Consider the following 20,509-nt stretch of genomic DNA (forward strand, 5'->3'; position numbering starts at 1 on the left):
CTTGAACTTCACCAGCGCGAAGTCGGGCTCGATGCCGGTGGTGTCGCAATCCATGACCAGGCCGATCGTGCCGGTCGGCGCGATGACGGTCGCCTGTGCGTTGCGGTAGCCATGCTCCTCGCCGAGCTCGATGGCGCGGTCCCAGGCGGCGCGGGCGTGCTCGGCCAGTTCCTGCTGCTTCAGATCGGAAGCGACCAGCGGCACCGGGTTCACGGCGAGCTTCTCATAGCCGTCCTTGTCGCCATAGGCGGCGCGGCGATGGTTGCGCATGACGCGCAGCATGTTCTGGGCGTTGCGGTCGTAGTCCGGGAAGGCGCCGAGCTCGGAGGCCATTTCGGCCGAGGTCGAGTAGGCGACGCCGGTCATGATGGCGGTGAGCGCCGCGCAGATGGCGCGACCCTCGTCCGAGTCATAGGGAATGCCGGAGGTCATCAGCAGGCCGCCGATATTGGCGTAGCCGAGGCCGAGGGTGCGGTAGTCATAGGAGAGCTTGGCGATCTCCTTCGACGGGAACTGCGCCATCATCACCGAGACCTCGAGCACGATGGTCCACAGGCGAACGGTGTGCTCGTAAGCGGCGATGTCGATCGTGCCGTCCGCATTGCGGTAGGGCAGGAGGTTGATCGAGGCTAGGTTGCAGGCCGTGTCGTCGAGGAACATGTATTCCGAGCACGGGTTGGAGGCCCGGATCGCACCGGCGGAAGCGCAGGTGTGCCAGTCGTTCATCGTCGTGTTGAAGTGCAGGCCCGGATCGGCCGACGCCCAGGCGGCGTAGCCGATCTTCTCCCACAGGTCGCGGGCCTTCAGCGTCTTCAGCACCTTGCCGTCCTTGCGGGCGGTGAGCTGCCAGTCGCCATCGGCCTCGACGGCGCGCAGGAAATTGTCCTTCAGCGACACCGAGTTGTTGGAGTTCTGGCCGGAGACGGTGAGGTAGGCGTCTGAATCCCAGTCGGTGTCGTAGGTCTTGAACGACATCGAGGTGTAGCCCTGACGAGCGAACTGGATGACGCGGTAGATGTAATTCTCCGGCACGGCGTCCTTCTTGGCCGCCTTGATCTCGCGCTTCAGTGCCGTGTTCAGCGAAGGGTCGAAGCAGTCGTCGCCATTGCCTTCGCAATTGACGCAGGCCTTCATGATCGCTTCGAGATGCTTCTTGACGATCTTCGAGCCGGTCACCAGCGAGGCGACCTTCTGCTCCTCATTGACCTTCCAGTCGATGAAGTCCTCGATATCGGGATGGTCGGCGTCGACGATGACCATCTTGGCGGCGCGGCGTGTCGTGCCGCCCGACTTGATGGCGCCGGCGGCGCGGTCGCCGATCTTGAGGAAGCTCATCAGGCCGGACGAGCGGCCGCCGCCGGAGAGCTTCTCGCCTTCGCCGCGCAGCATTGAGAAGTTCGAGCCGGTGCCGGAACCGTATTTGAACAGGCGCGCCTCGCGCACCCACAGGTCCATGATGCCGCCCTCGTTGACGAGATCGTCCTGCACGCTCTGGATGAAGCAGGCATGCGGCTGCGGATGCTCGTAGGCGGATTTCGACTTGGTCAGCTTGCCGGTGAAGGGGTCGACATAGAAGTGGCCCTGGCTCGGGCCGTCGATGCCGTAGGCCCAGTGCAGGCCGGTGTTGAACCACTGCGGCGAGTTCGGCGCGACGCGCTGGGTGGCGAGCATATAGGCAAGCTCGTCGCGGAAGGCGCGGGCGTCTTCCTCCGACTTAAAGTAGCCGCCCTTCCAGCCCCAGTAGGTCCAGGTGCCGGACAGGCGGTCGAAGACCTGGCGGGCATCGGTTTCCGAACCATAGCGCTCAGCCTCGGGAAGCTTGGCAAGCTCGGCCTCGTCGGCAACCGAGCGCCACAGGAAGGAGGGGACATCGTTCTCCTCGACCTTCTTCAGACGAGCGGGAACACCGGCCTTACGGAAATATTTCTGTGCCAGGATGTCGGCCGCGACCTGGCTGAACTGGGCAGGCACATCGATATTGTCGAGACGGAACACCACCGAGCCGTCGGGATTCTTGATCTCGGACAGGGCCTTGCGGAATTCGATCTCCGCGTAGGCCGACTGTTCTGGCTTGGTGAAGCGACGCTCGATGCGCATTGGTCCGGTCCCTTTTGTCTATATATAGCGCTTTTCCCCGGGATTGCTGCCCTGCCAGGTGAAAAGCACAGTCCGCCGTTTGCCGGCATTGCAAGCATGCCGGCACTCTCCTCGTCGCGGGCGCCGCCATGCAGGCAGCCAAACGCCTTACCGGGCGATTGGCCAAGCTGCAGGTCGACCCACGGGTCCCTCAAAACTGAAACTTTTTGTCGATTCCCTCGAAGGAGGGAAAGTTCACACTATCTAGGGTCTAGCCTGCCTGTAAACACTAAATATAGTGTTAACAGATCATTTTTTCCAGGCCGACAATTCTCCCTTTCGCCCACCCAAGCCCCAACGATCCCAACGCTTCCGCCAGCCTCGTGAACAGGCGGAAATGTGGGCAGAACGCACAAAATCCGGGAAAAAAGACCGGCCTCTGAACTCTCCGGTCACGCTCGCAACAAGAGCGCATGGCCTATAAAAAGCGACTCGTCCCGACCCGTCAAGGATTCGTTTTTGTAGCTTTTGTGACCCCAACATGTTGTGTGTCACATATGTGGATAACGGGGACAGAAGGGCCGTTCAAAAAGCCTTGGGTTGCCGGCCCTTGACGGTGATTCCGCCAAACCGCGCGAACCATGCCGGACGAACGCCTTTTCATTTTAGCTGGCTTGCACTATCTGTTGCTCTTGCGCGGGGGCGTGTCTTGTCAACCCAGAAAGCATTCGCTACGCCCCGCTCATGACAGTAACCGTCCGTTTCGCCCCATCGCCGACCGGCCGAATCCATATCGGCAATGCGCGCACCGCGCTGTTCAATTGGCTGTTCGCCATGAACAACAAGGGCCGGTTCATCCAACGCTTCGACGACACCGACATTGCCCGCTCGAAGCAGGAGTTCGCCGATTCCATCCTGTATGACCTGCACTGGCTGGGCATCTTTCCAGATGCCACCGAATATCAGTCGCGGCGCTTCGAGATCTACGACGCCGCGGTCGAACGGTTGAAGGCAGCCCGCGTGCTCTACGCCTGCTACGAAACGCCGGAGGAGCTCGACCTTCGCCGCAAGGTGCGCCGCACGCGCGGCCTGCCGCCTGTCTATGGCCGCGAGGCGCTGACGCTGACGCCGGAGCAAGTGGCCGAATATGAATCGGACGGGCGCCGGCCGCACTGGCGCTTCCTGCTGCCGAACTTCACCTCGGATCCGCTGCAGCCGGAGCGCACCGAGGTGCACTGGAACGATCTGGTGCGCGGCGAGGAAACCGTCGATCTCGCCTCGCTGTCGGACCCCGTGCTGGTCCGCGAGGATGGCACCTACCTGTATACGCTGCCTTCCGTGGTCGACGATATCGAGATGGGCATCACCCATGTGATCCGTGGCGACGACCATGTCACCAACACCGGCGTGCAGATCGCGCTGTTCAAGGCGCTCGGTGCCGAGCCACCCGTCTTCGGCCATCACAATCTGCTCACCACGGTGTCGGGCGAGGGGCTGTCGAAGCGCACCGGCGCGCTGTCGATCGAAAGCCTGCGCGAAGACGGCATCGAGCCGATGGCGGTGGCATCGCTCGCCGTCCTGGTCGGAACCTCGGAAAACGTCACGGCGGCGCACGATCTCAACGAGCTTGCCAGCCATTTCGACCCGGCCGCGACATCCAAATCGTCGGCCAAGTTCGATCCGGACGAGCTCTTCGTGCTCAACCGTGCGCTGATGCACCATATGCCGTTCGAGGAAGCGCGCGACCGGTTGATGGTGCTGGGCATTTCGGGCGACAATGCCGAACGGTTCTGGATGGTGGTGCGCGGCAATCTCGACCGCCTGTCGGACGCGGTCGTCTGGTGGCGCATCCTGAGCGACGGCCCGCAGGAATCCGCCGAATTTTCCGGAGAGGATCGCGATTTCCTGCACCAGGCGTTTGACCTGCTGCCCGAGGAGCCTTGGAACGGCACTGTCTGGAGGGACTGGACCGGCAAGATCAAGGAGGCGACAGGCCGCAAGGGTAAGCCGCTGTTCATGCCGCTCAGGCTCGCCCTTACTGGGCGGTCTTCGGGGCCGGAGCTTGCAGATCTATTGCCGCTGATGGGTCGGGAAGGAACGATGGCCCGACGACCCTGACCCTGCGCTGATCGGGCGGCAGCGCCGAGACCGGCGAGGCCGGCGCCTTGGTGGTCAAACGCCTGATCGCCTCGCGGTCGAGCCCGCCCTGGGCATTGGCGAGCGTCTCGGGGTCTGCTCCGGGATCAGGCTTGCCAGCGGGCACGGGAATGAAAGGCCTTGCCTCGGCTTCCGGCTGCGACTGCTCGGGATTGGGCGGGTTGCCGCCGATGATGGAGAAATTGCCGGCCTGGGCGTTGCAGCCGCAAGCGGGCGGGCGAGAGAAATTGGCCCGTTTGTAGAGATAAGCGGTCGGCAGCTCGCTGTAAGGCCGGCCGGTCGCCGACGAGATCATCGCGCCCGCGTCGTCCTCCATGCCACGCGAATAGAAAACCTGCATTTCGGTTCCTGGACAACTCGATTCGCAATTCTTCTGGTCGCGCTCGAAATCGCCGATGGAAGCGGCGTTCGACATCGGGAAGAAATAACCATCGCAGGTGCGCACGCATACGGTGTGGAATTCGCCGCCCAAGCGCGGCAGGTCCATGCCATCGGGCTGGTTGATGACGCGACGGATGTTGCGCTGGCTCGGGTCGTCCGGCGGAACGTCGGGCAGGTCAGGCGCGTCGAGCGTGCCGATATCGCGGTTGCCGGTGCCGAACAGCTGTTCGAACAGATTGCCGCCGCCATTGTCGCGGGCGGCTTCCTGAACAGGCGCGCGACGCGGCAGGGTCTGCTCATCGCCGCAACCATTGGCGTCGAGCGCCGCGAGGATGCGGCCGCGATCGCGCCGCGAACCGCCGCCGTCCAGGTGCTCGCGCTTTGCCTGCAGGGTGTCGAGATTGGCGTTCATGCGCTGGATCGAGGCATTGATCGCGGCGCATTGGCTGATGTTGCGCGAAAACAGCGTGAAGCCGCAGCCGGCGTCGCTAGCCCGGCCCCGGGCCTTCTCCAATTGCTCGCGCTGGCGTGCGATGGCGTCGTCGTATTTACGGATCAGGCCCGGCCCGCCGCCACCGCCGCTTGCGGCGGCAAGCTCCGCTTCGAGCTGGCGGCACATTCGCGAAGCCGCCTGTGGCTGCGTCACGGCGACGGCCGACGTGGCAAGGGCTGCAAGCAGCGCCGCAAGGTGGGTCAGCTTCAACCCCGCGCCGTTCATTGTGAAACCCCGATTGCCTGTCCAATCCGACACTATGCGGTCATGGTTAACTGACTGCGTATGCCTAAAGCCGATCCGTCGGAACTTCAGAACAACCCCAGGTGTTTCAGCGGATCGACCCGATCATCTCCAACGCCCAAAAAGAGGCGTTTTCGCCCCGAAAGAATGACCCGATTCCACAGGCGAGGGCCAGACATGATCCAAGCGACCCGTCGGACTGCCCTGCAATTCGGTCTGTTGTGCCTGGCGATGCCGACCGCCATGGCAAAGCAGCAGCGCGGTTTATCGGATTGGACAGCCAGACTTGTCGACGCCGCTCGTCGGCAGATCGGCGTCACCACCCTCTACGATCCAACCTATGTCCGCCTCGCTTATCCCGGCGGCGACGTCGCGCAGGATAGGGGCGTGTGCACGGATGTCGTGATCCGCGCCTATCGGCACGCCTTCAGGCTCGACCTGCAAAAGCTGGTGCATGAGGACATGGCGGCGAACTTCGCGGCCTATCCGAAGGCCTGGGGCCTGAAAGCGCCGGACAGCAACATAGACCATCGTCGCGTGCCCAACCTTGCTGTCTTTTTCGGCCGACGGGGCGCCGCCTTGCCCGTCAGCGCGAATCCGGCCGACTATCAGCCCGGCGATCTCGTCACCCAGATGTTGCCCGGCAATCTGACGCACATTGCGGTCGTCTCGTCCAATCGCTCGGCCGAAGCGCGAGAGAGGCCGCTGGTCGTCCACAATATCGGCCAGGGCGCGCGTGAGGAGGACACGCTGTTCGCCTTCAGGCAGACGGGCCATTTCCGCTTCGCGCCTGCCTGAGAGGCTCAATCCAGGTTGGCGATCGCCTGCGCCTTGTGGGCGGCCTCCACTACGGAAAGCGCGGTCATGTTGACCACGCCGCGCGAGGTCACCGACGTCGTCAGGATATGCGCGGGCTTGTCGGTGCCGAGCAGGATCGGCCCGACATGCAGCGCATCCATCATGGCGCGCAGTGCCGTCAGGGTGATGTTGGCGGAATCCAAATTCGGGAATACCAGCAGATTGGCTTCGCCTTTCAGCCGCGAATGCGGATAGACGCGCTGGCGCAAATGCTCCGACAGCGCCGTATCGGCATGCATCTCGCCGTCGCATTGCAATTCGGGGGCGATGCGTCCCAGAATTTCGGCAGCCTGGCGCATCTTCAGCGCGCTCGTCGAATCGCGCGATCCGAAATCCGAATGCGAAAGCAGCGCGGCCTTGGGCTCGATGCCAAAGCGCTGAATTTCCTCCGCCGCCAGCACTGTCATCTCGGCGATCTCTTCCGCCGTCGGGTCGACAGTGACATGGGTGTCGGTGAGGAAGATGATGCCGCGCTGGGAAATCAGCATCGACAGCGTCGACAGGTCCCGGTCTCTGATGCCGGGCCGCGCGCCGATGATCAAATTCACGTTGCGCAAATGCCGCTCGAAGCGCCCTTCGAGGCCGCAGATCATCGCATCCGCGTCACCGCGCTTCAGCGCGAGCGCCGCGATCACGGTGTTGTCGGTGCGCACCATGGTGCGGGCGGCCTCGGTCGTGATACCGCGCCGACCGGCAAGCTCGATCAGCTGGTCGACATAATTGCGGTAACGCGGATCGTCCTCGGGGTTGATCAGAGCAAAATCGACGCCCGGCTTGATGCGCAGCCCGTAGCGCTTCAGCCGGACTTCCACGACATGCGGGCGTCCGATCAGCGTCGGCTCGGCGATGCCTTCCTCCAGCACCACCTGCGCGGCGCGCAGCACGCGCTCGTCCTCGCCGTCGGCATAGATGACGCGCTTGGCGCTCGAGGCCTTGGCGGAGGAGAACACCGGCTTCATCACCAGGCCGGAGCGGAAGACGAAGCGGTTGAGCTTGTCGATATAGGCTGCGAAGTCGGCGATAGGCCGCGTCGCTACGCCGGTGTCGCAGGCGGCCTTCGCCACCGCCGGCGCGATGCGCAGGATGAGGCGCGGATCGAACGGCGAGGGGATCAGGAAGTCGGGACCGAAGATCGGGGTTTCGCCGGAATAGGCACGTGCCGCGACATCGGAGGGCTCCTCGCGCGCGAGAGCAGCGATCGCGCGCACCGCGGCCATCTTCATCTCTTCGTTGATGGCGCTGGCGCCGCAGTCCAGCGCGCCGCGGAAGATGTAAGGAAAACACAATACGTTGTTGACTTGGTTGGGAAAATCGGAGCGCCCGGTGCAGATCATCGCATCGGGCCGGGCGGCGCGGGCCGCCTCCGGCATGATCTCTGGGTTGGGATTGGCCAGAGCCAGGATCAGCGGCTTTGCTGCCATATGCTGCAGGAGTTCCGGCTTCAGCACGCCGGCGGCCGACAGGCCGAGGAAGACGTCTGCGCCAGGGATCACGTCGGCCAGCGTCCGGGCCTCCGTGTCCTTCACATACGGGTCTTTCCAACGGTCCATCTCCTCGACGCGGCCCTTGTGGGCGACGCCGAAACGGTCGGTGACCCAGATGTTTTCGACCATGGCACCCAGAGAGACGAGCAGGTTCAGGCAGGCAAGCGCAGCAGCGCCGGCGCCTGAGGTGACGATCTTGATATCGGAAATCGCCTTGCCCGCCAGTTCCAGCCCGTTGAGCACGGCGGCGGCAACGATGATCGCCGTGCCGTGCTGGTCGTCGTGGAAGACGGGAATGCGCATGCGGGCCTTCAGCCGCTCCTCGACCTCGAAGCACTCCGGCGCCTTGATATCCTCGAGGTTGATGCCGCCGAAGGTCGGCTCGAGCGCTGCCACGGTCTCGACCATGCGCTCGATTTCGGGCGCGTCGATCTCGATGTCGAAGACGTCGATGCCGGCAAATTTCTTGAACAGCACCGCCTTGCCTTCCATGACGGGCTTGGAGGCGAGCGGGCCGATATTGCCGAGGCCGAGCACGGCCGAGCCGTTGGAGACGACGCCGACCAGATTGGCGCGCGCGGTATAGTCGGCGGCGGTCGCCGGATCGTCGCGGATCTCGAGGCAGGGAGCGGCGACGCCCGGCGAATAGGCAAGCGCCAGATCTCGCTGGTTGCCGAGCGGCTTGGTCGCCTGGATCTCGAGCTTTCCCGGAGTGGGGTGCTTGTGGAAGAAGAGCGCGGCCTCGTCGAGGTCCGACCGGGCCGTTTTCTTGCTCTCGCCGTCCATCGCGGCCCTCCCTCAATTCGCTGCCTTCGAGCCTTTTAGCATGCGGCGACGATTCCGCGACGCCAAATCGCGATATCGAGGTTCACATTGCCAAGGCTGAAATAGTCGAGCTATTTCAGCCTCTTGGAGCGATACTCTCTGACCTCGGCGAGAGTTGCGGGGCCAGCCTTTAGAACGCGCTCACGTAGAGCCCGCCGTCGACCGGAATGTTCTGCCCGGTGAGGTAGCCGGCATGGACCGAGCAGAGGAAGGCGCAGATCTGGCCGAATTCCTCCGGCGTGCCGAGGCGCTTTGCCGGCACGTCAGCGCCCATACGGGCCTTGCGCTCGGCGGCGGCCGCCGGCTCTTCGGGCGTGCCGGCTTCATGCGGGCCGCGCAGCCGGTCGGTGTCGAGCTTGCCGGGCAACAGGCTGTTGATGGTGACGTTCCGGTCGATGACTGTGCGCGCCACCCCGGCGAGGAACGAGGTTAGGCCGGCTCGCGCTCCGGACGACAGGTCGAGACCGGGGATCGGAACATAGACCGACAGCGAGGTGATGTTGACGATGCGGCCGAAGCCGCGTCTGGCCATGCCGTCGATCACTGCCTGGATGAGCTCGATCGGGGTCACCATGTTGTTCGTCACGCCATCGAGGATCTTAGCGCGGTCGAGTTCGCGGAAGTCGCGATAGGGCGGACCGCCATTGTTGTTGACCAGGATGTCCGGATCGGGACAGGCGGCGAGGATTGCCTTCTGCACATCCGGATTTGAAACATCGCCGGCGACCTCGATCACCTTGACGCCGAACTTCTCGCGGATCTCCGCAGCGGTCTTTGCCAGCAGTTCGGCGTTACGGCCGTTGACGACAAGATCGACGCCGGCTTCGGCCAGCGCCATCGCGCAGCCGCGGCCCAGTCCCTTGCTTGAAGCGCAGACGATGGCCTTTTTTCCGCGAATGCCCAGATCCATGGTGATTTCTCCTTTTTCGAGGCCGGCAAGCTAGCGCCTGGGCTGGACCAACCGCAACCGTCATACGGTTGTTGCATGAATCGGGGCATAGGCACGCGAAAGCAAAGGTGAAATCGCGATGTCAGGCCCAGAGCCCCGCACTTTCCGCGCGCTGTTCATTTCCGACGTGCATCTAGGCTCGAAGGCGGCCAAGGCCGACTTCCTGATCGATTTCCTGCGCTACCACGACGCCGATATCATCTATCTGGTCGGCGATATCGTCGACGGCTGGCGCCTGCGGCGCAGCTGGCATTGGCCGCAGAGCCACAACGACGTCGTGCAGAAACTGCTACGTAAGGCGCGCAAGGGCGCCAACATCACCTACATCGCCGGCAACCACGACGAATTCGCCCGCCAGTTCCAGGGCGTGCATTTCGGCGGCATCGTCGTTGCCGACCGCGCCATCCACGAGACCGCCGACGGCAGGCGCCTGCTGGTGATCCATGGCGACCAGTTCGACACCGTGGTGCATAATCAGCGCTGGCTGGCCTATCTCGGCGACCATGCCTATGACGCCGCCATGATCGTCAACCGCGTCGTGACGCGGCTGCGCCAGCTGCTCGGCCTGCCTTACTGGTCGTTCTCGTCCTGGGCCAAGGTCAAGGTGAAGAAGGCGGTGAACTTCATCGGCTCGTTCCAGACGGTGCTATCCGAGGAAGCCCGACGCTCGCATGTTGACGGCGTGATTTGCGGCCACATCCACCACGCCGCGATCGAAAGCTATGGCGATGTGCAGTACATCAACACCGGCGACTGGGTGGAAAGCTGCACCGCGGTGGTCGAGCATTTCGACGGCCGCATGGAGATCTTGACCTGGGCGCATGTGCTGCCCGAGGCGCCGGCCGGCCAGGATGCCCTGGTTCCGATCGATATCATCGATCTCAAGGGCAGGGCGGCCGCCTAGGCGGACGGCCCGCGAGCCATTCGAGCCCGGGTCTTCAACAGCTTTACCTCTGATCGATTGGTCCAGGCAGTTCCGCCTGGCCTTGCCTCATGTTAGGGATCGAAACGCGCTGCAGGCCATCGAATGCGGCGTAATTGGATCGATTCATGTCGCTGCCGCCGCTTTCACCCGAACAGCTCGTCAAGCCGAGCCATTTCGAACTGCGCATGAGCCTGATCTTCGCGACATTGTTCGTCTCGCTCGGCACTCATCTGCCCTATTTCCCGCTCTGGCTGCAGGCCAAGGGCTTTCATGCCGAGCAGATCGCCGTCATCCTGGCGGCGCCGATGTTCCTGCGCGTCGTGACGACGCCGATGCTGACGGCGCTTGCCGACCGGGCCAAGGACCGCGCCAACGTCTACATCGTCCTGGTCGCGGCATCGACGATCATTTCAGCCGGTTACTTCCTGCCGGCCACCTATGCGGTCGTGCTGGCCGTGTCGCTGGTGCTCACCATCTTCTGGACGCCGCACTCGCCGCTGGCCGATTCGCTTGCGCTGTCCGGCGTTCGCCGTTTCGGTTCGAACTACACCGCGATGCGCAAATGGGGTTCGATCTCCTATCTCTGCGCCAATGTGGTCGGCGGCTTTATCCTGACGGCCACCGGCCCTCGAGCCGTTCCGGTGATCATCTTCATCGCGCTCGCCGTCGCGCTTGCCGCCGGGTTGCTGGCGCCGCGCATGGGGCGGCCACGCAAGGCGTCGCCGCTCTCGGCCACCGAGATCCAGCATTCGGCGCCGAGCCTTTTCAACGCCTATTTCCTCTATTTCACCCTCGGCGTCGGGATCATCACCGCCAGCCATGCCTTTCTCTACGGTTTCGTGTCGATCTACTGGAAGTCGATCGGCATCAGCGATTCCGTCGTCGGGCTCCTATGGGCCTGGGGCGTGGTGTCCGAGGTCTGCATGTTCGTGTTCTTCAACCGCATCTTCGCTTCGGTTCCCGTCGTCAGGGTGATGGTGATCGCCGGCATAGGCTCGATCGTGCGCTGGATCGTTTTTCCACTGGTCTGGCCGCTCGGGCTTGGCGTCGCAGGGTTCTTCCTCGTGCAGTCGCTGCATTCCGTTTCGGTGGCGATGGTGCTGATCGGCCTGCAGAAGATGATCGGCGAGACGGTGTCCGAGGAGCGCACGGGCGCCGCGCAAGGCATCGCCTACTTCTTCAACGGCTTCTTCATGGCGGCGGTGACGCTCGCTTCCGGCCCTCTCTACGACCGCTTCGGCGTCGACGGCTTCCTGGCGATGATCCCGATCGCCATCGTCGGCCTCGTGCTGATCGGGCTCGCCGCGCGCTCAGCCCCACAGCGTCCGCTCAGGGGGTGAGACCATCGAACCTTGGTAGACGAGGCCGGGCTCGCGGTCGCGGGCAAGCAGCAACGGGCCGTCGAGGTCGACGAAATCCGCGTCCTGCGCAAGCAGCACAGCCGGCGCCATCGCCAGCGACGTGCCGACCATGCAGCCGACCATGATGGCGAAGCCCAGTTCCTGGGCGCGATCGCGAAGTTTCAGCGCTTCGGTCAGTCCGCCCGACTTGTCGAGCTTGATGTTGACGGCGTCGTAGAGCCCGATCAGCGACTCGAGGTCCCTGGTCTCATGCACGCTTTCGTCCGCGCAGATCGGCACCGGATGGGCGATCCGGCGCAGGATTTCGTCACGGCCGGCCGGCAATGGCTGTTCGATGAGCGCAACGCCGTGCCGAGCGGCAAAGGCCAGGTTCGCCTCGATATTCTCATCGGTCCAGCCTTCGTTGGCATCGAGGATGAAGCGGCTTCGCGGGGCAGCCTCGGTCACGGCGCGGATCCTCGCCGCGTCGTTGTCGCCGCCGATCTTGACCTTGAGCAGGGGGCGCCCGGCATTGGCGCGCGCCTGCGCGGCCATCGCCTCGGGCTCGCCAAGCGATAGCGTGTAGGCGGTTTCCAGCGCCTCCGGCCGCGCGCCGATGACGTCGGCGACCGCTGTGCCGGAAAGCTTGGCCTCCAGATCCCAGAGCGCGCAGTCGATGGCGTTACGCGCCGCGCCGGCGGGCATGGCCCCGAGCAGGGCGGTTCGGTCGATACCACCGACAATGCTTTCGCGCACGGCCTCGATCGCGGCGTGCACGCTGTCCATGGTCTCGCCGTAGCGCTTGTAGGGAACGCATTCGCCACGCCCGGCTCGGCCGCTCTCGCTGATCGTCACCGTGATGACTTCGGCCTCGGTTTTCGAGCCGCGCGAGATCGTGAAGGTGCCAGCGATCGGGAATCGCTCCGCCTCGACCGAAATGACACGCGCCATAATTTTCTTCTCCGGCTGTGCGACACCGGTCCGTCGGCAAATCGACACACCAGTCCCGTCACGCTAAACAGGACGCCATGTTGACCATCCGCAAACGCGACGCAAGCCGCCCGCCCGCCGGTGACACCAATCACCAGCCGCGCGTCGCCGTGGGCGAGGAGGACGGCGTGCTGGTCTGCGCCTTTTCAGGCGTCTGGACGACCCGGACGGTCGCGTCTATCGATGCCGAGATGCGCAAGATCGAGAAGCGCAACGGCGTAAAGACGTTGATGCTCGACCTTTCCCAGATCGAGAAGATGGACACGGCCGGCGCCTGGCTGATCGATCGCCTTGCCAGCAACTTCGAAAAGCAGGGCGTCGAGGTTCAGATACAGGGACAGAGCGAGATCGCCTCGATCCTGCTCGGTGCCGTCGGCGATGCTGTCCGCCGCGAGCCGGAATCAGCACCGGCGGGGCCGCCCAACATCGTGCTCCGCGCACTGGAGGCTGTCGGCCGGCGCGTCTACGAGATGCGCGACGATTTCCTGGCCTCGATGAATATCCTTGGCGCGACCATCCGCGGCGCGCAGATGAAGCTCGGCCGCGGCCATGCCGTCAATCCGGCGGCGATCTTCAACCAGATCGACCGCATGGGTGTCGGCGCCATCCCCGTGGTGGTGCTGATGTCGGCCATCGTTGGCGCCATCGTTGCCCAGCAGGGCGCCTATCAGCTGAGCTATTTCGGCGCCGACATCTTCGTCGTCGACCTCGTCGGCGTGCTGATCCTGCGCGAGCTCGGCGTGCTGATGACCGCCATCATGATCGCCGGCCGCTCAGGCAGCGCGATCACCGCCGAGATCGGCTCGATGAAGATGCGCGAGGAAGTGGACGCGCTGAAGGTGATCGGGCTCAATCCCATCGGCGTGCTCGTCTTTCCGCGGCTCGTGGCGCTGGTGATCGCGCTACCCTGCCTCACCATCATCGCCAATTTCGCAGCCCTTGGCGGCGGCATCGTCGCGGCTTGGCTCTACTCAGATATCCCGCCCGCGGCCTTCATCGACAGGCTGCGCGTCGCCATCGATCTCAGCACCATCTTCGCCGGGCTGATCAAGGCGCCATTCATGGCCATGATCATCGGCACGATCGCTTCCGTCGAGGGCATGAAGGTCGGCGGCAGCGCCGAATCGCTCGGCCAGCACGTGACCGCCTCGGTGGTGAAGTCGATCTTCGTCGTCATCATCCTCGACGGGCTTTTCGCCATGTTCTACGCAGCGATCCAGTTCTGAGATGGCAAACGGCAACGGCACGAACGGTATCGGGGACGCGAACGAGGGCGAGATCGTGCTCTCGGTGCGCGACGTCACCGTTGCCATCGAAGACAAGCTTATCCTCGACAAGCTTTCGCTCGACATCAAGCGCGGCGAGATTCTGGGTTTCGTCGGCGCCTCCGGCGCCGGCAAGTCGGTGCTGCTGCGCACCATCCTCGGGCTCATGCCCAAGCAATCGGGCATGATCAAACTGTTCGGCGTCGACGTCGACAAGGCAAGCGATGCCGAGCGCCTGCGCGTCGACATGCGCCTTGGCGTTCTCTTCCAGCATGGCGCGCTGTTTTCGGCGCTGACGGTGCTGGAGAACGTCCAGGTGCCGATGCGCGAATATCTCGACCTGCCGAAGAAGCTGATGGACGAACTCGCCATGCTGAAGGTCGAGCTGGTGGGCCTGCCGCCCGACGCGGCGCAGAAATTCCCGTCCGAGCTTTCCGGCGGCATGATCAAGCGCGCGGCGCTGGCCCGCGCGCTTGCGCTCGACCCCGACATTGTTTTTCTCGACGAGCCGACCTCCGGCCTCGATCCCATCAGCGCGGCCGAATTCGACGAACTTGTCGTCAAGCTGCGCGACACCATGGACCTGACCGTCTACATGGTTACCCACGATCTCGACACGCTGTTCACCGCCTGCGACCACGTCGCGGTGCTCGGCAGGAAGAAAGTGCTGGTCGAAGGCACGATCGACGACATGCTCAAGAGCGAGGAGCCCTGGGTGAAATCCTATTTCCGCGGAAAACGCGCCCGCCAACTTGATCTTGCGGCGCGCGCATAGCCATAAGTGGAGCAATGGAAACCAGAGCCAACTACGTAATTGTCGGCATCTTCACGTTGGTCGCGATCCTAGCGGCCTTCGCCTTCGTCTATTGGACCGCAGCAATCGGCGACCGGGGCGAGACGACGCTTTTGCGCGTGCGCATTCCGGGCTCCGCCTCAGGCCTCGGCCGCGGCAGCTTTGTGCTCTTCAACGGCGTCAAGGTGGGCGACGTCAAGCGCGTCTATATCGATGTCGATAACCCGACGGTGGCCATCGCCGACACCGAGATCGACCGCAAGACGCCGATCACCAAGTCCACGCAGGCCGATATCGGGCTCGCCGGCCTCACCGGGCAGGCCAATATCGAGCTCAAGGGCGCCGATCCCAAGGAAGTGAAGCTGCTCGATCAGGCGGAAAAGGAAGGCAAGGTTGCGGAGATCATTGCCAATCCGTCTGCCGTGACCAATCTTTTGCAGACGGCGCAGAATATCTTCACCCGCGCCGACAAGGTTCTCACCGAGCTGGAGGGCTTCACCAAGGATGTTCGCGGTCCGTTGACGCAGACGGTCAAGAACGTCGAAACCTTCTCCGACGCGCTGGCCAAGAATTCCGACGGCATCGACAAGTTCCTGTCCGCCGTGAGCTCGCTTTCGGACCAGCTGAAAGCTGTTTCCGGCAGGCTCGACAGCACGCTGAAGGCGGCCGAGGGCCTGCTCAACTCTGTCGACAAGGACCAGATCAAGAGCATCGTCGCCAACGTCGACACAGTGACCGCCAATCTCAAGGAAACCAGCAAGCAGTTCGACACCGTCATCAACAACGTCAACACGGCGGTCGGTTCGATCAACGACTTCGCCAAGCAGACGCAAGGCACGCTGGCCAAGGTCAATGGAGTGCTGGACGGCATCGATCCGACCGAGGTGCGCACTGCGCTCGCCAACATCCAGAAGGCAAGCGAGAGTGCCGACAAGGCGGCGGCCGACATCGCCAAGGTCACCGACAAGATCGCCAACCGGTCGGACGACATCGACCAGACGATCAAGGACGCCAGGCAATTGGCGCAGCGCCTCAACGACGCTTCCGTGCGTGTCGACGGTATCCTGGCCAAGGTCGACCAACTGCTTGGCTCGGGCCAGGCCGATGGCGTGATGGCCGATGCCAGGGAGACGCTGAAGTCGTTCAAGCAGGTCGCTGATACGTTGAATTCCCGTCTCGGCACCATCGTCGACAACCTGTCGCGCTTCTCGGGCTCCGGGCTGCAGAATGTCGAGGCGCTTGTGCAGGACAGCCGCCGCTCGATCAACCGCATCGAGGAGGCGGTGACCGACCTCAGCCGCAACCCACAGCGGATCCTGTCGGGCGGCGACGGCGAGGTGAAACAGTTTGACGGCAGGGTGCGGCGTTGACTTCGTTCGCCGCAGCCAAGAACATGAGCCGCATAAGCGGGTTGATCGTAAGATCCGGGGACAACGGGGATCGCGGGTGAATTCGGGCAGGGTGAGAGGATTGAAGTCGGTTGCCGCCGCGGCGCTCGTGTTCGCGCTCGCCGGCTGCGCGGCATTGGGAGGCAAGCCGGCGCCGCTCGATACGTTCGAGCTTTCGGCCCCGACGGTCGAGATGCGCGGCCACAGCCGGCGCCAGATCCTGATCGCGCAACCCGCGGCGCTCAAGGCGCTGGACAGCCAGAACATCGTAATTCGGCCTTCGGACCGCTCGATCCAGTTCCTCAAGGGCGCGCAGTGGGCCGACCGCCTGCCGCTGATCGTGCAGGCAAGGCTCGCCGAGACCTTCCAGCGCTCCGGCAGCTTTGCAGGCGTTGGCAAGCCGGGCGAGGGGCTGGCGATCGACTACCAGATCATCGTCGAGGTGCGGTCCTTCGAAGTGCACGTCAACGGTGGCGAGCACGCCGACGTCGACCTGTTCGTGCGCATCCTCAACGACCGCAACGGCGAAGTGCGCGCCTCCAAGAGCTTTACGGCGAGCGCGCCGGTTTCCGGCAGCGGCAACGCCGCCTACGTCGGCGCCCTGGACAGCGCCTTCGGCCAGGCCGCCAAGGACATCGTGCACTGGACGGATTCGGTGATCTGACGGTCCAGGCGCGCGGGCAAGCGCTCGGCATCCTTCAAGATTCCTGCCACGCCACCAAATCGTACCGCCCGCCGTTGGTGCGGATGAAGTGCGCGATTGCTTCGTAACATTGGTCAATCGGAATGCACCACCGCAGCGGATATTCGTCGACTTGACCATTTGCGAGCATGTACGTGCACGTCGCGTCGTGGTCTTGGGCGCCTTTTGTGACCGAACCGCTATCGCCCTCGAAACGCAAATACATCAGCCAGGCATTGCTTCCGTTTCGCAGCATGGAGATGGATTGACCACCCGAAGCCGAGATCCATAGCTCGAACTTCTGCTCCAGGTCGAAGCGACCCAACAATGAAGCAAAGTCTTCAAGTGCCTCGTTTGACTGGGCGATGCCGTTAAACGTAATGCCCATCGCGTCAGCCTAGGAACTGCCGCCCGCTGCGGAGGACAGGATGTCTCCGCAGCGGATCAGCCCCAGGTTCATTGCAGGCGGCCGCTGGCGTGGGCCAGCATGGTGTAGACCTTGCCGGTGTCCGAGGTCAGGTAGGTCTGCGCCATGATGTTGTCGCGGTCATTGCGCGCGACATCCTTGAGCAGCTTCTCGAAATCGTCGCAGTAGCGGTCGACGGCGGCGCGGAACTCCGCTTCTGCCTGATACTTGCGGCGGATCTCGTCGAAAGTCTGCTGACCCTTCAGCGTGTAGAGGCGGCGCGTGAACACGTCGCGCTCGCCGCGGCGATACCGGTTCCACAGCTCGATCGAGGCGTCATGGTCGATGGCGCGCGCGATGTCGACGGACAGCGAGTTGAGCGACTCCATGACGTGCAGGGGCGAGCGCTGGGCCGGCGCGGCGCGCGGCGCTTCCGCGGGCGGCGATGCCGGCTTCAGTTCTTCCTCGCGCGATGCGTTGGTGAGGAGATCGCGCACCCAGCCACCCTGCTGCGTGCGGCCGTTCGGGTCACGACGCGGCGCCTCGGCGGGCCGTTCGAGATCCAGCGTGCCGCGCAACGTCGTCTCGCCGAGGGGCGCCTGCGGCGCCCTGGGCTGCGGCTGCGGGGCAGGCTGAGCCGGTGGGCGACGCAGCGGCTCGGCGGCGCGTGCCGGCGCCTGCGGCGTCGGGCGCAATCCGCGCGGCTCGCCAGTGTCGCTGCTGCCACTGCGGCCGGATTTCGCAACGATATCCGACAGCTCCTTGAGCGCGTTGATCTGCTCGGAGACGGCGCGGCGGATGGCAGAGGTCGATTCCTTGGCCTCTTCCGGCATCTCGATGACGCCCTTCTTGAGCTCGGCGCGCGTCAGGTCGAGCTCGCTCTTGATGGAGCCGGCGGTGCGACGCATCTCTTCGGTGGCGTCGGCGAAGCGGCGCGTTGCCGAATCGACGACCTCGGTGATGGCGGCGCGGATCTTCTCGGCCGATTCCATCGTCCGGCCCTCGGCGGTCTGCATCGTCTGGCCGACGAGGTTCTCGAAGGAACGCATCACCTTCTCGAGGTCTTCCGACTTCTTGACCAGGCCGACGGCGAGGTCTTCCAGCGAAGACTGCCGTTCCAGCGTGTGCTCGAGATTGCTCTGCGCGGAGCTGAGCAAATTCGAGGCGCTGGAAAGCAGCCGGCTGTGCTCGTCGAACTTGGTCGCGATCGAGGCAACCTCGCGCAACGTCGCCGACGACAGGTCGGTGAGCCGCGTCGTGTTGGAATCGACGAGACGGGCCGAACTGGCGAAGGTCTGGGCCGCCTTCTCGGTGGTCGTGGCGAAGCTCTGCGTGCTGCCGGAGAGGCGGTCCTCGACCTGGCCGAGGTTGACCGCTGCCTGCTCGATCAGCTGGCCGAGCTGGGTGCTCGATGCACCCATGCGGCCGATGAGATCGGCAACGCTGTCGGCGAGCGACGAGCGCGCGCCTTCGACGGCCGAGAGCGTCTCGGCCGTGCGGTTGGCGAGCGCGCTGACGAGGGCGGCGTTTTCGCTGCGCAGCTTCTCGGTCGCCCGCTCGGTGACCTCTTCCATGCTCCTCTGCAGCTCGGAGCCACCCTGGGCGAAGCGCTCGACCAACGGCCTGGCCGTCTCGTCGAGGATCTTCGTCATCTCGGCGGAGCGCGTCGCAAGCATGGTGTTGAGCTCGCGGGTATTGGCGCCGATGGTCTTGGCGGCTTCGTTGGTGCTCTGGCCGATATGCTGGCCAACCGCCGTGAAGGTTTCCGCGATGACGTTGGCGCGCGAGATGAGCTGTGCCTCGGCGCTGGAAACCTGCTCGTTCAGTCTTTGGCCCATCGTCTCGGCGGTGTAGGCGAGGCGGTTCTCCACGCTTGCCATCTGGTCCTCGACGCGGGCAGCCGCGGCGGCTGCGCTCGAGGCCAGCCGTTCGTCGGCGCCGGCCAGCGCCTGCTCGATCTCGCGGGCATGGACGGCGAGTTCCTGGCCGGTCTGACGGGCACGGTCGGCAACGCGCTGCTCGGTGGCGGCAAAAGCGCCGACGATCGTGTCGGCATGATCGCCGATGGTCGAGGTGCTCGAGGCGATGCGGGACACCAGCCGGTTGTCGGCATCATCGAAGATGCGGCTGATTTCGCCCGCGCGGGCGGAAAGCGCTTCCGAGCCCTCGGCGATACGCGACATCAGCTGCTGGTCGGCCGTATCGAAGATGCGACCGAGATCGGACGCGCGGGCCGCCAAGGCTTCAGCCGATTCGCTGATGCGCACGCTAAGCCGCTCGTCCGCGCCCTCGAAGTTGCGCAGGATGTCGCCGGCACGAGCCGCCAGAGACTGCGCCGTCTCAACAGCGCGGGCGACAAGCTTCTGGTCCGCGGTGTCGAAGGTGCCGGCGATTTCGCTGGCGCGGGCGGCCAACTTATCGGCCGTTTCCTCGGCACGGGCCATCATCGAATTCGACGCGTCGTCGGCGCGGGCCATGAGCATGCTGGACGTATCCTGGGCGCGCTCATGCAGGCGGCGGTCCGCTGCCTCGAAGGCGTTGGCGATGTCCTCGGCCCTGGCAAGCAGTGCCGCCGAAGTCTGCTCGGCACGCTCGGCGATCTTGCGGTCTGCATCGCTGAAGGCGACGCCGGCCTGCTCGTGCAGGGTGCTGGTGACTTCCATCACCTTGTCGCGCAGGGCGCTGGCAACGAAGACCGCGGTCTTCTCAAGCACGCCTCGGACGTTGTCGACACCGGTCGACAGCGCGCGTTCCATGGTGCCGGCGCGCTCGTCGATAATGCCGGTCTGCCGGCTGAAGGCCTGCTCCATCTTCTCGACATCGGCGGCGATGGCGGCCGAAATGTCGCTGCTCCTGGCTGCGATCTGGTCGATATGGCCGGACACCGAACGATCGACGTCCTTGCGCGCCTCGGTGAGCTTGGCGAGGTCGTCCTCCAGGGCGCGGCTCAGCATGTCGCGGCCTTCGGACAGCTTGCCGACATGACCGGAAATAATGCCGTCCACCTCGGAGCGGCTGTCGGCCAGCTTCTGCAGGTCGGCTTCGAGCGCGCGCTTGAGGATATCGCGGCCCTCGGCGAGCTTCTCGACCTGGCCGGCGACCAGCCCGTCGATGCTGGCGCGGCTTTCGGCGAGCTTGGCGAGATCGGCCTCCAAAGCACGCGTGAGGACATCGCGGCCCTCGGCGAGCTTCTCGACCTGGCCGGCGACCAGGCCGTCGATGCCGGCGCGGCTTTCGGCCAGCTTGGCGATGTC

General features: G+C 64.4%; 14 protein-coding genes and 1 pseudogene. 8 read left to right on the plus strand and 7 right to left on the minus strand.

The genetic code is table 11. The features are described from left to right. Nucleotides 1–2,097, minus strand: a 2,097-nt coding sequence (locus Q0L57_RS14675) for an adenosylcobalamin-dependent ribonucleoside-diphosphate reductase (protein ID WP_296743748.1), incomplete at its 3' end; no start/stop codon positions are given. A gap of 723 nt (nucleotides 2,098–2,820) precedes the next feature. Between Q0L57_RS14675 and gltX the strand changes: the two genes are divergently transcribed. Further along, nucleotides 2,821–4,194 (plus strand): glutamate--tRNA ligase, encoded by a 1,374-nt coding sequence (gltX, locus tag Q0L57_RS14680; RefSeq protein WP_296743750.1) that lies wholly within the window; start codon nucleotides 2,821–2,823, stop codon nucleotides 4,192–4,194. On the opposite strand, the gene Q0L57_RS14685 is transcribed toward gltX, so the two are convergent. Then, nucleotides 4,112–5,332 carry a DUF2865 domain-containing protein gene (locus tag Q0L57_RS14685; protein WP_296743752.1) on the minus strand — a complete coding sequence of 407 codons (1,221 nt, stop codon included), beginning with the start codon at nucleotides 5,330–5,332 and terminating at the stop codon, nucleotides 4,112–4,114. The genes gltX and Q0L57_RS14685 overlap by 83 nt on opposite strands. Before the next feature lie 195 nt (nucleotides 5,333–5,527). Between Q0L57_RS14685 and Q0L57_RS14690 the strand changes: the two genes are divergently transcribed. Further along, complete coding sequence (locus Q0L57_RS14690) at nucleotides 5,528–6,148, plus strand: DUF1287 domain-containing protein (RefSeq protein WP_296743754.1); 621 nt, start codon at nucleotides 5,528–5,530, stop codon at nucleotides 6,146–6,148. Between the two features lie 5 nt (nucleotides 6,149–6,153). On the opposite strand, the gene Q0L57_RS14695 is transcribed toward Q0L57_RS14690, so the two are convergent. Beyond that, on the minus strand, nucleotides 6,154–8,478 hold the full coding sequence (locus tag Q0L57_RS14695) for an NADP-dependent malic enzyme (RefSeq protein WP_296743755.1): 2,325 nt from the start codon (nucleotides 8,476–8,478) through the stop codon (nucleotides 6,154–6,156). A 169-nt stretch (nucleotides 8,479–8,647) separates the two neighbouring features. Further along, the gene (locus Q0L57_RS14700; protein WP_296743757.1) at nucleotides 8,648–9,427 is read right to left on the minus strand and encodes an SDR family oxidoreductase; all 780 of its coding nucleotides are present in this window, start codon (nucleotides 9,425–9,427) and stop codon (nucleotides 8,648–8,650) included. Nucleotides 9,428–9,545: 118 nt separating this feature from the next. On the opposite strand from Q0L57_RS14700, the gene Q0L57_RS14705 reads away from it, so the two are divergent. Continuing rightward, a complete protein-coding gene (locus Q0L57_RS14705; protein WP_296743758.1) occupies nucleotides 9,546–10,370 on the plus strand; it encodes a UDP-2,3-diacylglucosamine diphosphatase in 825 nt (274 codons plus the stop codon). 146 nt (nucleotides 10,371–10,516) lie between these two features. Further along, nucleotides 10,517–11,731, plus strand: coding sequence for an MFS transporter (locus tag Q0L57_RS14710; RefSeq protein WP_296743760.1), 1,215 nt, complete (start codon nucleotides 10,517–10,519; stop codon nucleotides 11,729–11,731). Here Q0L57_RS14710 and dgcA read toward each other — a convergent pair. After that, nucleotides 11,702–12,682 (minus strand): N-acetyl-D-Glu racemase DgcA, encoded by a 981-nt coding sequence (dgcA, locus tag Q0L57_RS14715; RefSeq protein ID WP_296743761.1) that lies wholly within the window; start codon nucleotides 12,680–12,682, stop codon nucleotides 11,702–11,704. The two genes, Q0L57_RS14710 and dgcA, sit on opposite strands and share 30 nt — an antisense overlap. A 77-nt stretch (nucleotides 12,683–12,759) precedes the next feature. On the opposite strand from dgcA, the gene Q0L57_RS14720 reads away from it, so the two are divergent. The 4 genes from Q0L57_RS14720 (at nucleotide 12,760) to Q0L57_RS14735 (ending at nucleotide 16,831) form a co-directional block, all read left to right on the plus strand. After that, nucleotides 12,760–13,947 (plus strand): ABC transporter permease, encoded by a 1,188-nt coding sequence (locus Q0L57_RS14720; protein ID WP_296743763.1) that lies wholly within the window; start codon nucleotides 12,760–12,762, stop codon nucleotides 13,945–13,947. Between the two features lies 1 nt (nucleotide 13,948). Further along, entirely contained in the window at nucleotides 13,949–14,761 is an 813-nt protein-coding gene (locus Q0L57_RS14725) for an ABC transporter ATP-binding protein (RefSeq protein WP_296743765.1), read from the plus strand. Nucleotides 14,762–14,775: 14 nt separating this feature from the next. After that, nucleotides 14,776–16,149, plus strand: a complete 1,374-nt coding sequence (locus Q0L57_RS14730; RefSeq protein ID WP_296743767.1) for an MlaD family protein — start codon at nucleotides 14,776–14,778, stop codon at nucleotides 16,147–16,149. A gap of 91 nt (nucleotides 16,150–16,240) precedes the next feature. Continuing rightward, nucleotides 16,241–16,831 carry an ABC-type transport auxiliary lipoprotein family protein gene (locus Q0L57_RS14735; protein ID WP_296743783.1) on the plus strand — a complete coding sequence of 197 codons (591 nt, stop codon included), beginning with the start codon at nucleotides 16,241–16,243 and terminating at the stop codon, nucleotides 16,829–16,831. A gap of 34 nt (nucleotides 16,832–16,865) precedes the next feature. Here the strand turns inward: Q0L57_RS14735 and Q0L57_RS14740 are convergent, their stop codons facing one another. Further along, nucleotides 16,866–17,237 carry an Imm1 family immunity protein gene (locus tag Q0L57_RS14740; protein WP_296743768.1) on the minus strand — a complete coding sequence of 124 codons (372 nt, stop codon included), beginning with the start codon at nucleotides 17,235–17,237 and terminating at the stop codon, nucleotides 16,866–16,868. Nucleotides 17,238–17,305: 68 nt separating this feature from the next. After that, a pseudogene (locus tag Q0L57_RS14745) lies at nucleotides 17,306–20,509 on the minus strand (kinesin); the annotation flags it as partial.

Origin of the sequence: Mesorhizobium sp., assembly GCF_024509055.1 — a bacterium.
Taxonomy (GTDB): domain Bacteria; phylum Pseudomonadota; class Alphaproteobacteria; order Rhizobiales; family Rhizobiaceae; genus Mesorhizobium.

What these genes read in the sequence shown, in the direction of transcription:
- gltX (WP_296743750.1), top strand. Translation starts at nt 2,821, where the DNA reads ATGACAGTAACCGTCCGTTTCGCCCCATCGCCGACCGGCCGAATCCAT.
- Q0L57_RS14685 (WP_296743752.1), bottom strand. Translation starts at nt 5,332, where the DNA reads ATGAACGGCGCGGGGTTGAAGCTGACCCACCTTGCGGCGCTGCTTGCA.
- Q0L57_RS14690 (WP_296743754.1), top strand. Translation starts at nt 5,528, where the DNA reads ATGATCCAAGCGACCCGTCGGACTGCCCTGCAATTCGGTCTGTTGTGC.
- Q0L57_RS14695 (WP_296743755.1), bottom strand. Translation starts at nt 8,478, where the DNA reads ATGGACGGCGAGAGCAAGAAAACGGCCCGGTCGGACCTCGACGAGGCC.
- Q0L57_RS14700 (WP_296743757.1), bottom strand. Translation starts at nt 9,427, where the DNA reads ATGGATCTGGGCATTCGCGGAAAAAAGGCCATCGTCTGCGCTTCAAGC.
- Q0L57_RS14705 (WP_296743758.1), top strand. Translation starts at nt 9,546, where the DNA reads ATGTCAGGCCCAGAGCCCCGCACTTTCCGCGCGCTGTTCATTTCCGAC.
- Q0L57_RS14710 (WP_296743760.1), top strand. Translation starts at nt 10,517, where the DNA reads ATGTCGCTGCCGCCGCTTTCACCCGAACAGCTCGTCAAGCCGAGCCAT.
- dgcA (WP_296743761.1), bottom strand. Translation starts at nt 12,682, where the DNA reads ATGGCGCGTGTCATTTCGGTCGAGGCGGAGCGATTCCCGATCGCTGGC.
- Q0L57_RS14720 (WP_296743763.1), top strand. Translation starts at nt 12,760, where the DNA reads ATGTTGACCATCCGCAAACGCGACGCAAGCCGCCCGCCCGCCGGTGAC.
- Q0L57_RS14725 (WP_296743765.1), top strand. Translation starts at nt 13,949, where the DNA reads ATGGCAAACGGCAACGGCACGAACGGTATCGGGGACGCGAACGAGGGC.
- Q0L57_RS14730 (WP_296743767.1), top strand. Translation starts at nt 14,776, where the DNA reads ATGGAAACCAGAGCCAACTACGTAATTGTCGGCATCTTCACGTTGGTC.
- Q0L57_RS14740 (WP_296743768.1), bottom strand. Translation starts at nt 17,237, where the DNA reads ATGGGCATTACGTTTAACGGCATCGCCCAGTCAAACGAGGCACTTGAA.